The following is a 13,178-nucleotide window of genomic DNA, read 5'->3' as shown; positions in this document are numbered from 1 at the left end:
CCTGGGCTGTCTTGTTGGATTGTTTCCGAGGCGCTTGCCGAAACGCAATGCGTCAAGAACCATGCCACGAGCCGGGGGCAACATCGGATGAGATGTGGACCATAAGGGGCCACCAGCCGTTGATTGGGTGAAACGATACACGGTGGAAGCCGCCACGCTGCTCTCGGCAGCATCCGGAGGCCCGCCAGACCCGACAGCAGGATTTTATGTCGAACGCGACACAACCAGTAGCCCCTATCGAAACCGAAGCCATAGCCAAACGATCCGATCCCCGCGACGGTTCGACCCATCCTCCCAGCCCTGTGCGCACCGAGCGCAGCAAGGCCAGCAAGGAAATCGAACCCGCCGTTAGCTGGATGCGCGGCCAGATGGTGCGCGAATTCGTGCGACGCCTTCGCCGCAAGCACCGCGGAGAAACCGGACAGAGCCTTCGCGGCCGGATGCGCAAGCGCAAGACAGCCCTCGCCATGTCCGCCGCCGTGATGGGTTTCAGTACCGGCGCAGTGGATATTTCCAAGCACGACCCGGCCTACAAGATCACCATGAAGCAGATGGACCCGACCAAGGAGCGCGTCCATGCCGGCATGCTGAAAGTCAGTGACACGATGAAGGAAGCGCTGGCCGAAGAGGAAGGCGTGCGACTGACCGTCTATCGCGACGTAGCCGGTTATCCGACCGTAGGCGTCGGCCACCTTCTGACACCCGAAGACGGGCTGTCGGTAGGCGACCGCATCACCTACGACCAGGCTATCGAATTCCTCGAACAGGACCTGAAAAAGGCCGAGGAAGGCGTCAAGCGCCTGGTTGGCGACCTGCCGATCTTCCAGCACGAGTTCGATGCGCTTGTCGACCTCGTCTACAATGTCGGCGAAGGCAACGTGTCCCCCGATCAGAGCCCGCGACTGAACGATGCCATCGTGCAATCCGACTACGACGGGATCGCGAGAGAGCTCGAATACACGACCGCCGCCGGCAAGGTCGCGCGCGGGCTGGAGTATCGCAGCGAACGCAGGCAATCGATCTTCATGGAAGCATCCTACGAAGACCCGCGTGCGCTGGAGGTGGACATCAACGGACAGGCACGCATCTGATCGCCGCCTACCGGCTTGCCGCCTTGCACAACCTATCATCACGCGACATGGGCGACACCATGACAAAGACACGGCCCAACAGCCTAGCAGGACCCGCCCCGGCCCGTATCGTTGCCGCGCTGGCGGGTCTTGTGCTGCTTGGCGGCTGTTCGGCCGAGACACCCGTTCCGCTCGACACCTCGGGCGAACTGGACCTGCCGGCACAGGCCGGGCCGGCCATAAGCGAGGCGGAACGCGACTGTCTGCTGGTGGTGTGGGAACAGCAGACCGAGCCCGACCGCAATTTCGATCGCGCCAACGACCTGGTCGAAGGCGGCCTGATCTCGTGCGCCACCGGCACCAGCGCCAGCCAGTACGAGGCCACGCTGGCCGCCCTGCGCAGCGCCGCATCGGGCAACGATCGCAACGCGGTGATGGGCGAACTCGACATTCCGCTGCTCTACATCGACGCGGAGGGCAACCGGCGCGATGTCGAGGAAGCCGACCTTGCCACCAGCGATTTCGACGAGATCTTCTCTCCCGACATGCTGGCGCTGATGCGCTCGCTCGACCTGCGCGAGATGACCGTCGTTCCGGACCAGGGCGGATTCTTCGAACTCGGCGCGATCTGGCTGACGCCGGGTGAGCCCGGCGGCAGGCCGCGCCTCGTCACCGTCAATCGCCAGGCCCTGGCCGAAGCGGCCGCAGCCGCCGCCGCTGCCGAGGAGGGGGAAACCTCCTCCTGACAGGCTCGTTCAGGCTCTTGGCAGCTTGAATCCTTAGGGCTAAGCGCCAAGTTTCACTTGCAACCACCTGTCCAGCCCCTCCCGGGCGGCCAAGATGAGCACGAAAAGGAAGAGACGCCCGAATGCGAAAGAGTAACCTTCTCGCCACGACCATGATCGCCGCGCTTGCTAGCGCGTGCACCACGATGGACAATGCCGACATGAACGCCGCCCCTGCCGCGCTGCCCGACACCGCGGAATACAACCCGGACATCCCCGAAGCGACCAGCATCTTCGCCGAGCTGTCACCCCTCTACATGCACGCCCCGCAGTTCGACCAGATCTCGGACGACGAATGGCAGGGCATCATCGAGGAAGCGATCGCCATCCAGCTGGCCGAGGTTGAGGCCATCGCCAACAACCCGAACGACCCCACGTTCGCCAACACCCTGGTGGCGATGGAAGAGTCGGGACAGGTCTTCGCCCGTGCCTACGGCGCGTTCAGCCAGATCGTTTCCGCCAACATCAACGACACCATCGCCACGACGGACGAGGAACTCGCTCCGCAGGTCGCGTCGATGTACGACAGCATCTACCTGAACCCGGAACTGTTCGCCCGCGTGAAGGCGGTCTACGACAACCGCGCCGCGATGGCGATGACGCCCGAAGACGCCATGCTGCTGGAGACGACCTACGACGAGTTCGTCCACCGCGGCGCGCTGCTGGGCGACGAGGCGCAGACCGAACTGCGCCAGATCAACGAGCGGCTTTCCTCGCTCTCGTCGCAGATCTCGCAGCGCATCACCACCGGCCAGAACAACGCCGCGATCTTCCTGGACGACCGTTCGGACCTCGCGGGTCTTTCCGATGCCGATATCGAAGCCGCCGCGGCAGCCGCTGCCGAGCGCGGGCGCGAGGGCGAATTCATGCTCTCCGTCAGCAACACCTCGGGTGTGCCGCAGCTGGCCCAGCTGGACAACCGCGATGTCCGCGAGATGCTGTTCAAGGCCAGCATCGACCGCAACCAGTCGGGCGAGGCGAGCACGCTGCCGCTGATCCGCGAAGTGATCGCGCTGCGCAACCGCCGCGCCCAGCTTTTCGGAGAGCCCTCGCACGCCAACTGGCAGATGTACGACCGGATGGTCTCCGACCCGCAGACCGCGATCAACTTCATGGCCGAGATGGTCCCCGCGCTGCGCGCCACGCAGGAACGCGAGGCCGCCGTGCTGCAGGAGCGGATCGAGCAGGACGGGCACGATTTCGAGCTCGCCCCGTGGGACTGGCAGTACTACGCCAGCAAGGTGCGGGCCGAGCGCTACGCCCTCGATAACGAGGAGATCAAGCAGTACTTCGTGGTCGACAATGTGCTGGAAGACGGCGTGTTCTACATGGCCGAACAGCTGTACGGCCTGACCTTCGAGGAACGCACCGACATCCCGACCTATCACCCTGACGTGAAGGTCTACACCGTCTTCCACGACGGCGAGGAACAGGCGCTGTTCTACTTCGATCCGTTCAGCCGCGATTCCAAGCGTGGCGGTGCGTGGATGAGCAACTTCATCGAGCAGAGCCACCTGCTCGGCCTGAAGCCGGTCATCACCAACACGCAGAACATCGCCCCGCCGGTCGCCGGCCAGCCCGCGCTTGCGACCTGGGACGACGTGACCACGATGTTCCACGAATTCGGCCACGCCCTGCACGGCATCTTCGCCGACCAGCAGTACCCGTCGCTGTCGGGCACCAACACCGCGCGCGACTGGGTGGAATTCCCGAGCCAGTTCCACGAGAACTTCGCCGCCGTGCCCGAAGTGCTGCAGCGCTATGCCCGCCACCACGAGACCGGCGAAGTGATCCCGGACGACCTGGTGGAGGCAATCGACCGGGCCAGCAAGTTCAACCAGGGCCACAGCTTCGGCGAGATCATCGCCGCCTCGCTGCTGGACATGGAATGGCACTCGCTCGACCCCAGCCAGCCGGCGCCGACCGACGTGATGGCGTTCGAGGCCGAGGCGCTGGAGCGGATCGGCCTGCGCAGCGACCTGGTGCCGCCGCGTTACCGCACCCCCTACTACCGCCACATCTTCGAGCATGGCTATGACGCAGGCTACTACGCCTACACCTGGACGGAGATGCTGCACCACGATGCCTACAGCTACGTGGTCAACAACGGCGGCATGAACCGCGAGATGGGCGACCACATCGTGGAGACGTTCCTGGGCCAGGGTCACTCCAAGACCTACGAACAGATGTTCCGCGACTTCACCGGCCGCGACCCGCAGGTCGAGCCGCTGCTCGAAGCGCGTGGTCTGATTCCCGAGGACGACAACATCGACGGTGTCGATGGTGCCGAGGGCGCGGTCTAACCCGAGGTAACGAGGGCGCGTTGGCCGGGCTCGCCCAGCCAGCGCGCCTCGACACCCCAGACATCGCGAATGATACCAAGCGACAGCGCCTCTTCGGGGGCGCTGTCTGCTTTCAGGCGTCCTTCGTTCAGCACCAGCACGCGGTCCGCATGGTTCATGGCCAGCGCCAGGTCGTGCAGCACCAGCACCACGCCCGCTCCGGCGTCGGCCTGAGCGCGCAGAACCTTGAGCAGGCTCAGCTGGTGCGCCAGGTCCAGCGCGGCGAGCGGCTCGTCGGCGAGGATCCAGCGCGGCTCTCCCGCCAGCACGCGGGCCAGCAGGGCGCGAGCCTTTTCCCCGCCCGACAGGGTGGAGACGGGCCGCGCGGCGAAATCCGACATGGCGGTGGCCGCCAGTGCGCTCGCCACGGCAAACTTGCCCCGATCGCGGTGCGGCAGGCGGCCCAGCGCGGCGAGATTGGCGACCGAGACGTCCCAGGCGACCTCCCCCAGTTGCGGGAGGTAGCCGATGGCCTTGGCCCGCTCGCGAGAAGGCACGCCGGCGAGCGGCTCTGCATCCAGCAGCACTTCCCCCTCGTCCGCGTCCAGCAGGCCTGCCAGCACGGACAGCAGGGTGGACTTGCCCGCGCCGTTGGGGCCGCAGATCGCGGTGATCGCGCCGGGCTGGAGGGCGGAGGTAACGCCTGCCAGCCGCCGGGCAATCGTCAGGTCGCGCACTTCCAGCATCAGGCCGCCCTCCGCATCCGCAGCAGCAGCATCAGGAAGAACGGCGCACCGATCAGACTGAGCGCGATGCCGAGGCGCAGTTCGGTCACCAGCGGCAGCACGCGCACAACCACGTCCGCCACCAGCACCAGCAGCGCGCCCGCCAGCGCGCTCGGCACGATGAGGCTGGATGGACGCTTGTCCGTCAGCGGACGCACGAGGTGGGGCACGATTAGTCCGACGAAGCCGATGATCCCCGCCACCGCGACGCCGCTGCCCACGGTGAGGCCCGTGCCCAGCACCAGCAGGGCCATCAACCGGGCGGGCTTTACGCCAAGGGAGCGCGCGGCAGGTTCGCCCAGCGTCATGGCGTCGAGATCGCGGCCCGCCAGCCACAGGAGGACGAGGCCTGCCAGCGTCAGCGGTGCGGCCAGCGTAACGTCGGCCCAGCTGCGGTCGGTCAGCGCGCCCATCAGCCAGGTGACGATGCTGCTCATGGCAAAGGCGTTGGGCGCAAGGCTGATCGCCAGAGAGGTGAGCGCGCCTGCAAGGCTGGCGATCATCATGCCCGCCAGCGTGAACAGGGCGATGCCGTTCGCCGGGTTGGCGGTGCGCCCGGCGATCAGGGCCAGCAGCGCCATGGCTCCGCCTGCTCCCACCAGGGCAAACAGCGGCAGCAGCACCGCGCTGGCCGCGCCGATGTAGAGCGCGACGACCGCCCCCAGCGCCGCGCCGGGGGCAATGCCGAACAGGCCGGGATCGGCCAGCGGATTGCGCAGGTATCCCTGCATCGCCGCACCCGCCGCGCCCAGCCCTGCGCCGATCACCACGGCCAGCACCGCGCGCGGCAGGCGCAGTTCGGCAAGGATTGCGGTGGCATTGGGCGTCGCGTCGGGATCGACCCACACCCGCCCGGCCAGCAGCGAGAGCGGTATGGCGACGAGCAGCAGGGCCGCGAAGATCAGCGTGGCGCGGGTCACTGCACCTGCCGCCTGATCTCAGCCAGCCGCGTCAGCGCGCGCGGGATCGTGGGGCCGCCGCAATAGAGCAGATTGGGGTCGAGTTCCTGGTGCGCCATGTCGGACGCGAAGCCCATCGCCGGGTGATCGAAGGCGCGCTCGTCTCCGGCAGTGATGACGACCCTTGGCGGATCGGCCAGCACTTCCTCCAACGGCAGGTATGCCCCCTGCCCCAGCCCCCTTGCGACCGAGAGACTGGCAAAGCCGCTCTGCATCATCAACGCGTGGGCGAGCGAGCCCTCGCCCCCCACGATACCGCCCTGCTGCCACAGCAGCGCCGTAGCCGGGTCGCCGCTCCATTCGTGTGCCTGCCAGCTGTCGGAGATTTTCCGCGCAAGCACCGCGGCTCTTTCGGGATTGCCGGTCGCCTCGCCCAGCGCCGCGACCTGATCGAGGCTGTCCTGCAGCGACCCGGCTATGCCCAATGTCTCCACCACGATACCCGCCTGCTCCAGCGCGCTGCGCGTGGCGGGCTGGATGAAAGCGTCGGCCACGACGATGTCGGGCGCGAGGGCCAGCACCTCCTCCGCCGTCCCCCCGGTGCTGGCAAAACGCGCTGCCTCATCGGCAAGCATGGAGCTGGCGTCAGGGTCGTGGCTGTAGTGCGATATGGCCAGCACCTGCCCCGGCGCGGCGATCTCGGCCAGGATGGCATCGGCACACGGGTTCAGGCTGACGATCGAAGGGCGTTCGGCCGCTGCGCTTCGTGGCCCCTGTCCGGAACAGGCGGCCAGCAGGAGGGCAAGGCCGCTAACCAGTCTCACAGCGCCACTCGCGCCCCGATATGGGCGCTGGTGCCCGCCGTGCCGTAGCCGGCGGCGGTCTGATACTGCTCGTCCCACAGGTTCTCGACACGGCCGAACAATTGCACCCGCTCGCTCGCGTCCCAGCTAGCACGCAGCGTCAGCGTTTCGTACCCGTCCAGCCGTACGGTGTTGAAAGCATCGTCGTAACTGTCCGAAACCACGCGCAGGTCTGCTGCCAGGGCAATCGCATCGACGGGCCTCCACTCGCCGGTGAACGTCGCCGCGTGGCGCGGGCGACGGGCCAGCGCCAGCCCGGTGTCGCGGTTTTCGGCATCGGTAAAGGCATAGAGCGCGCCCAGCGTCACGCCCTCAGCGGGGCTGCCCCAAAGTTCGGCCTCCAGCCCGCGTGCCCTCGTGCGGGTGATGTTGTCGTAGGTGCCGAAGGGACGGTTCGCGCAGATGCCCGTCGTTTCGCCAAAGCAGCTGACGAAGGCGATCTGGTTGTCGGTGTTGCGCTGGAACGCAGTGACCGCAGCGTAGACAGGCGCACGGCCGCGCATCCGGGCGCTGGCGAGGTTGCGCTCGCCAAAGGCGAGGCCGAGGTCGAAACTGGTGCTCTGCTCCGGCTCGAGCGAAAGGTTGCCGTACTCGGAATGAAGCTGGAACAGGCTCGGCGCCTTGAACCCTTCGCCCAGGCTCGCCCGCAGACGCCAGCCATCGGCGAGTTCGTAGCTCGCATCGGCGCCGAAGCTGACCGCGGTGCCGAAATCGGCGTGGTCGTCCACCCGCGCGCCGACGTAGCCGGAGATCGCGTTCCACTCGATTCCCGCTTGCGCGTAGGCACCGGAAATGCGCGTGTCCTCGCCCGCATCGAATAGGGTCTCGTAGCTGGTCCATTCGTTCTCGGCGCCGAAATGAACGAGCAGCGGGCCGATGGGTCGCCATTCGCCGCGCAGTTCCAGCCGGTCGGACCGGCCCTGGCTGGCGAATGTCTCTACGCCGTTGCCGTCCAGGTTGTCTCGCTCGGTTTCGGCAAAGCTGTAGGCAGCCGAAAGGAACAGCGCGCTGCTGTCCAGCACGGCCCCGGTGGCTCCGGTCAGCTGGCGCGTGTGCTGCACGTCGCCGGTATCGGCCAGGGTGAAATCGGGGGCGGGAAAACCGTCGATCTCCAGGTCGCCCTCGGCGTAGCGGGCGCGGGCGAAGACCTCCAGCCGATCGTCGAAGTAATAGCGCGCATGGCCGTTCAGCGCCCATTGCTCGAACCCGTCGGCTTCGGTCCCCGCCTCGGCGGCGGAAATGCCGTCGGTGCTGAACCAGGTGCCAGATAGCCCGAGAAATCCCGTGTCGGCATCGCTGAGGCCGCCCGAAATCGCGGCGCTCGCCGTGTCGCGCGCGCCGTATTCGGCACTACCGCGCAGCCCGCTTGCCGCGCGGGTGGAGGCAACGATCACGCCGCCTATGGCGTCGGAGCCCCAGATCGTGGAATTGGAGCCGCGCAGCACTTCCAGCTTGTCGAGGTCCAGCGCCAGCAGCGTGCCGAAGTCGAAGCCTCCCGCGGGCGATGCGGTGTCGGCCACGCGCACGCCGTCCAGCACGGCAAGCACCTGCTCCGCCTCGCTGCCGCGCAGGCGGATGCCGGTGAACCCGCCCACGCCGCCATTGCGACTGGAAACGAGGCCGGGCACGCGCTCCAGCACGCGGGTAAGGTCCGCGCCCTGCACTGCCTCGATCTCGGCCTCGCCGATCACGGTGACGGCCTGCCCGGTATCCTCCAGCTCGATGCGGGTGCCCGTCGCGGTGACGGTGATCGTCTCTTCCGGAACGCGCCAGGTCGAAGTGGTGATGCTCCCGCCATCGTCCTCCTGCGCCCAGGCGGGCGCGGCGATGGCGGAGAACGAAGCGCAGTAAAACAGGTATTTGTACACGAAACCTCCAATCAAAAGCGAACTCGCCGCTCATGACGGAGGCAGCGCTGCGATAGCGCTCTTCCGCTGGCTGCCGGTACACCCCGCCTGACAGGCCGAACGACCGTCATCGGCAGGTCTCCTGGCTCCCGGATCGTCGCTTCCCGTCCGCCTTCCCGCCAGAGGCAGTGGCATGAGGACAGGTCGCTCCCCGGTCACAGTTGCGGGGGCAGCGCGGGCCTTTCACCCGCTTCCCTCTTAGGACCGCTCTCGCGGCCAACCCATGACGTCGCCTCCCCAATATGCCCGTGCGCTGGCCGTGGCAACGGTAAAGCCCCTGAATAGGGCGTCCCGCCGTGGGACGACGGCAACTGTGCTGATGCCTGCCCTCCCCCTCGCGGCTAGCGCGTAGGCGTGGATCAGACCGCCCGCCAGACCCCGCAACAGATGCTTGCCGAGCTTCGGCGCGCGCGCCGGTCGCGCCGGGCCATGGTGCTGCGGCGGCTGGGCGCGCTGGCGGCGCTGCTGGCCGTGCCTGCGCTGGCGGCGGAAACCGCCTTCGAACCGCAGATCGCGCAGGCATCGCAGGTGCCGGTGCAGCCGATGGGCTTCGAGACGCCGGGCGAAAGCTTTCCCGGCTCCGCCTTCTACTACCTCGAGGATGCGGCTTTCGAGCCGGAAGCCTTCACCACCGAAAGCGTCGCACAGGCGACGCTCGAGCCCGCATCCGCGCCGCAGCTGGCACCGGGCCCTGCCGCCGCAGCATTGGTGGCGATGGGCAGCGGCAACGACGTGGTTCGCGCGCAGGAATGCCTGGCGACGGCGATCTATTACGAAGCCGCCAGCGAATCGGAAGCCGGCCAACGCGCGGTGGCGCAAGTTGTCCTGAACCGGGTGGCGCACAGCGCTTGGCCCGATACCGTGTGCGGCGTGGTCTACCAGGGTTCGGCCCGGCGGACCGGATGCCAGTTCACCTTCACCTGCGATGGCTCGCTGGCCCGCCGTCCTTCGCGCGGCGGGTGGGAGCGCGCCAGCCGCATAGCCCGCTCGGCCCTGGCCGGATCGGTATACCAGCCGGTGGGTCTTTCGACGCATTACCATACGCTGGCCGTGCACCCCTACTGGGCACCCAGCCTGACGCGGACGACGGTGATCGGCGCGCACGTGTTCTATCGCTGGCCGGGCTCTGCCGGAGAGCGCGGCGCGTTCTCGTTCACCTACGGCGGCGGAGAGCCGCTACCGGGCCGCGCGGCCACGATTGCCAGCGGCCCCGATCCGGTGGCGCTGGCGACAGTGCCCTCGCCCGAGATCGTTCCGCCGGCGCAGGAGGCCGCGCTCGCCGTCTCGACAGCGACGCAGGAAGCGCCCGTCCACGCAACCGACCGCCTGCCGGCGGCGGGTCGCGTTCGGAGCGAATATGCCAATAGCGGGCAGTGGATAAAGCGACCCTGACCCGGCGCGCCCCTTAAGCGCCGACAACAATTCGGAAACCATCTGTTCCAACTCTTGCTTAGCCGGCTGGCGCTAGAACGGTGGACGTCGCAGCAAGCGGCCAAGAGCAAAACCGGATCAGTCGCCCATGCCCATTCGTTTCGCCGCCTCGCGATGCCGCGCCCAGTGCCGGATGCCGCGGGGTATGGCAGTCGGTCTGTACCTGCGTCCCGCCAACGACAATCGCGGCAAGAAAGTCAGCAACACGCATCTCGAAGCGGCCCTGCGTCACTTCGCGCAGCACGGCCTCGCCGCCGCCGATCACGCGCGCCAGCAGGCCATGGCGGCCGCCGATGCGGGCGACCGTCAGACCTTTGAATGGTGGGTGGAAATCTGCCGTGCGCTGGACCGGCGCATGGCGCACACGATCGCCGATCCCGCCAAGGTCGGCGGCTGATCGCCTCGACCCCACCAGACCAATCGCAAGTCCTTTTGTTTTCCGGCGCGTGGCCGGGGAACCAATGACGCCTGCCTGCGTCAGTGTTTGGAATGGTCGGACGGCCTTATTGCTATTGCAAACTGTTTGCAACAAACACTTGAATTGACTGTTGCATTGGCCTCCCCTGCCCCCTAGGGCGACCGCATCGATTCCGGGTGGCGAGTCCTGCGTGGGCGCTGGGCCGTCACCCCCGGCACGCTGACGCGCCCGAAAAGGATAGAGGCTCAATGGCTCGCAAGAAGATCGCTCTCATCGGCTCCGGCATGATCGGCGGCACCCTCGCCCATCTGGCGGCGAAGAAGGAAATGGGCGACATCGTCCTGTTCGACATCGCCGAAGGCATGCCGCAGGGCAAGGCGCTGGACCTGTCGCAGTGCGGCCCCATCGAGGGTTTCGACGCGAAGATCACCGGCACCAACGACTATGCCGACATTGCCGGCGCCGACGTCGTGATCGTCACCGCCGGCGTGCCGCGCAAGCCCGGCATGAGTCGTGATGATCTTCTCGGCATCAACCTGAAGGTGATGAAGGCCGTGGGCGAAGGCATCAAGGCCAACTGCCCCGAAGCCTTCGTGATCTGCATCACCAACCCGCTGGATGCGATGGTCTGGGCGCTGCGTGAATTCTCCGGCCTTCCGCACAACAAGGTGGTCGGCATGGCAGGCGTGCTCGATTCCGCGCGCTTCGCCACCTTCCTCGCCTGGGAATTCGACGTCTCGGTGAAGGACGTGAACGCCTTCGTGCTGGGCGGCCACGGCGACACCATGGTGCCCGTCACCAGCTACACCACCATCAACGGCATCCCGGTGAACGACTTCGCCAAGATCAAGGGCGTATCGGAAAGCCGCATCGACGAGATCGTGGATCGCACCCGCAAGGGCGGCGGCGAGATCGTGGGCCTGCTCGGCAACGGCTCGGCCTACTATGCCCCCGCCACCAGCGCGATTTCGATGGCCGAGGCCTATCTCGGCGACCAGAAGCGCATCCTGCCCTGCGCCGCGCACCTCACCGGCGAATACGGCGTTGACGGCCTCTACGTTGGCGTGCCTGCCGTGATCGGTGCCGACGGCATCGAGGGCGTGGTGGAAATCGACCTCAGCGACGAGGAAAAGAACAACCTCCAGGTCAGCATCGACGCGGTCAAGGAACTGCTCGAGGCCTGCAAGGGCCTGGACGGCAGCCTGAAGTGATCGCTTTCGCCGCCCCTCTCTTCCTTCTTGCAGCGACTACGTCTGCGCCCGCTGTCGACGAAGCCAGAGCCCATGAGATTTTCTGGGACGCCTGCGTCGACGGCGAGGCGAGGTTTGAGCGGGGTGAGGCAATCCCAGTAGATTATGGTGATCTGCCGCCGGCGATCCGCAATTGGTATTGGCGCATGGAAGATGAAGTCGTCGCCTACAGCGTCGGCGACACCGGGAAGCTCTTCCTGGTCCTCTTCGAACACGCAAGGCCCAAGGGTAACGATTACTCCAGTGGTTGCGCGGTCATCGGGGAAAACCTCTCGATTCAGGCCGCAGAGCTCTTCGTACGCATCAACCTGACGACCGAAGGCGCGCAAATCGGACGTTGTGATGGGGAATTCCATCAAGAATGCCCGAACGGAGAATATTTCGACCTCTATCCCGAGGACTATTCGTATGTTGTGTCGGGGCGCGAATTGCGCGGCGAGTACCTAGCCCTGCAAGTCGCGCGCATTCCAGAACGTATTCGGGATCGTCACCGCGTCGCGATTTCCCGTCGCCGATAAACTTATCATGCGCGCCCTGCCGCGCAGTTTGAATGGAGCAGTTTGAATGTCCATCCTCGTAGACAAGAACACCAAGGTCATCACCCAGGGCATGACGGGTGACACCGGCACGTTCCACACCCAGCAGGCGCTGGACTACGGCACGCAGATGGTGGCGGGCGTCACGCCGGGCAAAGGCGGCACGACGCATATCGGCCTGCCCAACTTCAACACCGTGCGCGAAGCCAGGGAAGCCACCGGCGCCACCGCATCGGTGATCTACGTGCCGCCGCCCTTCGCGGGCGACGCGATCCTTGAAGCGATCGAGGCCGAGGTCGAGCTGATCGTCGCCATTACCGAGGGTATTCCGGTGATGGACATGATCACGGTGAAGCGCGCGCTGACCGGCTCCAAGTCCCGCCTGATCGGCCCGAACTGCCCCGGCGTGCTGACGCCCGAAGAGTGCAAGATCGGCATCATGCCCGGCTCCATCTTCAAGAAGGGCAGCGTGGGCGTCGTCAGCCGCTCGGGCACGCTCACCTACGAGGCCGTGCACCAGACCACGCAGGTGGGCCTGGGCCAGACGACCGCTGTCGGCATCGGCGGCGATCCCGTGAACGGCACCAACTTTATCGACGTGCTCGACCTGTTCCTGGACGACGACGCCACCAAGTCGATCATCATGATCGGCGAGATCGGCGGCAGCGCCGAGGAAGAAGCGGCCGAGTTCATCAAGCAGGAAGCCGCCAAGGGCCGCCGCAAGCCTATGGTCGGCTTCATCGCCGGTCGCACCGCCCCTCCGGGCCGCCGCATGGGCCACGCGGGCGCCATCGTGTCGGGCGGCAAGGGCGGCGCGGACGACAAGATCGCCGCGATGGAAGATGCGGGCATCCGCGTCTCTCCCAGCCCCAGCGAGCTGGGCACCACGCTGGATGCATTGCTGAAGGAACTGGCCTGACCGCCAGCCTTCATTGAGTCTCAAGGAGAGACC

Annotated in this window: 12 protein-coding genes and 1 riboswitch; of the genes, 8 read left to right on the top strand and 4 right to left on the bottom strand. The window is 66.6% G+C overall.

Features of this window, described 5'->3' with window-relative positions; translation table 11 throughout:
• Positions 1-302 precede the first annotated feature (302 nt).
• The 3 genes from AAA989_RS12840 to AAA989_RS12830 all read left to right on the top strand — a co-directional run bounded on the left by AAA989_RS12840 (position 303) and on the right by AAA989_RS12830 (position 4,158).
• Positions 303-1,091, top strand: coding sequence for a lysozyme (locus AAA989_RS12840; RefSeq protein WP_338244169.1), 789 nt, complete (start codon positions 303-305; stop codon positions 1,089-1,091).
• A gap of 59 nt (positions 1,092-1,150) precedes the next feature.
• A complete protein-coding gene (locus AAA989_RS12835) occupies positions 1,151-1,816 on the top strand; it encodes a hypothetical protein (RefSeq protein WP_338244167.1) in 666 nt (221 codons plus the stop codon).
• 122 nt (positions 1,817-1,938) lie between these two features.
• Positions 1,939-4,158, top strand: a complete 2,220-nt coding sequence (locus AAA989_RS12830; RefSeq protein WP_338244166.1) for a M3 family metallopeptidase — start codon at positions 1,939-1,941, stop codon at positions 4,156-4,158.
• Here AAA989_RS12830 and AAA989_RS12825 read toward each other — a convergent pair.
• From AAA989_RS12825 to AAA989_RS12810, 4 genes are read right to left on the bottom strand one after another with little or no spacing between them, the layout of a single operon-like run.
• Positions 4,155-4,883, bottom strand: a complete 729-nt coding sequence (locus AAA989_RS12825) for an ABC transporter ATP-binding protein (protein ID WP_338244164.1) — start codon at positions 4,881-4,883, stop codon at positions 4,155-4,157. The two genes, AAA989_RS12830 and AAA989_RS12825, sit on opposite strands and share 4 nt — an antisense overlap.
• Positions 4,883-5,842, bottom strand: coding sequence for a FecCD family ABC transporter permease (locus AAA989_RS12820; protein WP_338244162.1), 960 nt, complete (start codon positions 5,840-5,842; stop codon positions 4,883-4,885). Before AAA989_RS12820 ends, AAA989_RS12825 begins: the two co-directional genes overlap by 1 nt.
• Positions 5,839-6,645: an ABC transporter substrate-binding protein gene (locus AAA989_RS12815; protein WP_338244160.1), complete on the bottom strand. Its 807-nt coding sequence runs from the start codon at positions 6,643-6,645 to the stop codon at positions 5,839-5,841. Before AAA989_RS12815 ends, AAA989_RS12820 begins: the two co-directional genes overlap by 4 nt.
• Positions 6,642-8,552, bottom strand: a complete 1,911-nt coding sequence (locus AAA989_RS12810) for a TonB-dependent receptor plug domain-containing protein (protein ID WP_338244158.1) — start codon at positions 8,550-8,552, stop codon at positions 6,642-6,644. The genes AAA989_RS12815 and AAA989_RS12810 overlap by 4 nt, the downstream gene beginning before the upstream one ends.
• A gap of 94 nt (positions 8,553-8,646) precedes the next feature.
• Positions 8,647-8,831: riboswitch (cobalamin riboswitch) on the bottom strand.
• 114 nt (positions 8,832-8,945) lie between these two features.
• On the opposite strand from AAA989_RS12810, the gene AAA989_RS12805 reads away from it, so the two are divergent.
• From AAA989_RS12805 to sucD, 5 genes are all read left to right on the top strand, one after another.
• Positions 8,946-9,983, top strand: a complete 1,038-nt coding sequence (locus AAA989_RS12805; RefSeq protein WP_338244156.1) for a cell wall hydrolase — start codon at positions 8,946-8,948, stop codon at positions 9,981-9,983.
• Positions 9,984-10,167: 184 nt separating this feature from the next.
• Positions 10,168-10,419: a hypothetical protein gene (locus tag AAA989_RS12800; RefSeq protein WP_338244154.1), complete on the top strand. Its 252-nt coding sequence runs from the start codon at positions 10,168-10,170 to the stop codon at positions 10,417-10,419.
• 269 nt (positions 10,420-10,688) lie between these two features.
• Positions 10,689-11,651 (top strand): malate dehydrogenase, encoded by a 963-nt coding sequence (mdh, locus tag AAA989_RS12795; RefSeq protein WP_338244152.1) that lies wholly within the window; start codon positions 10,689-10,691, stop codon positions 11,649-11,651.
• Positions 11,648-12,208, top strand: a complete 561-nt coding sequence (locus AAA989_RS12790) for a hypothetical protein (RefSeq protein ID WP_338244151.1) — start codon at positions 11,648-11,650, stop codon at positions 12,206-12,208. The genes mdh and AAA989_RS12790 overlap by 4 nt, the downstream gene beginning before the upstream one ends.
• Positions 12,209-12,254: 46 nt before the next feature.
• Positions 12,255-13,145 (top strand): succinate--CoA ligase subunit alpha, encoded by an 891-nt coding sequence (gene sucD, locus AAA989_RS12785; RefSeq protein WP_338244149.1) that lies wholly within the window; start codon positions 12,255-12,257, stop codon positions 13,143-13,145.
• The last annotated feature ends 33 nt before the right edge of the window (positions 13,146-13,178 follow it).

The organism is Aurantiacibacter hainanensis (assembly GCF_036321025.1).
Lineage (GTDB): Bacteria > Pseudomonadota > Alphaproteobacteria > Sphingomonadales > Sphingomonadaceae > Alteraurantiacibacter > Alteraurantiacibacter hainanensis.
Note: the sequence above shows the minus strand (reverse complement) of the source record. Positions and strands in the feature narration are given on the sequence as shown.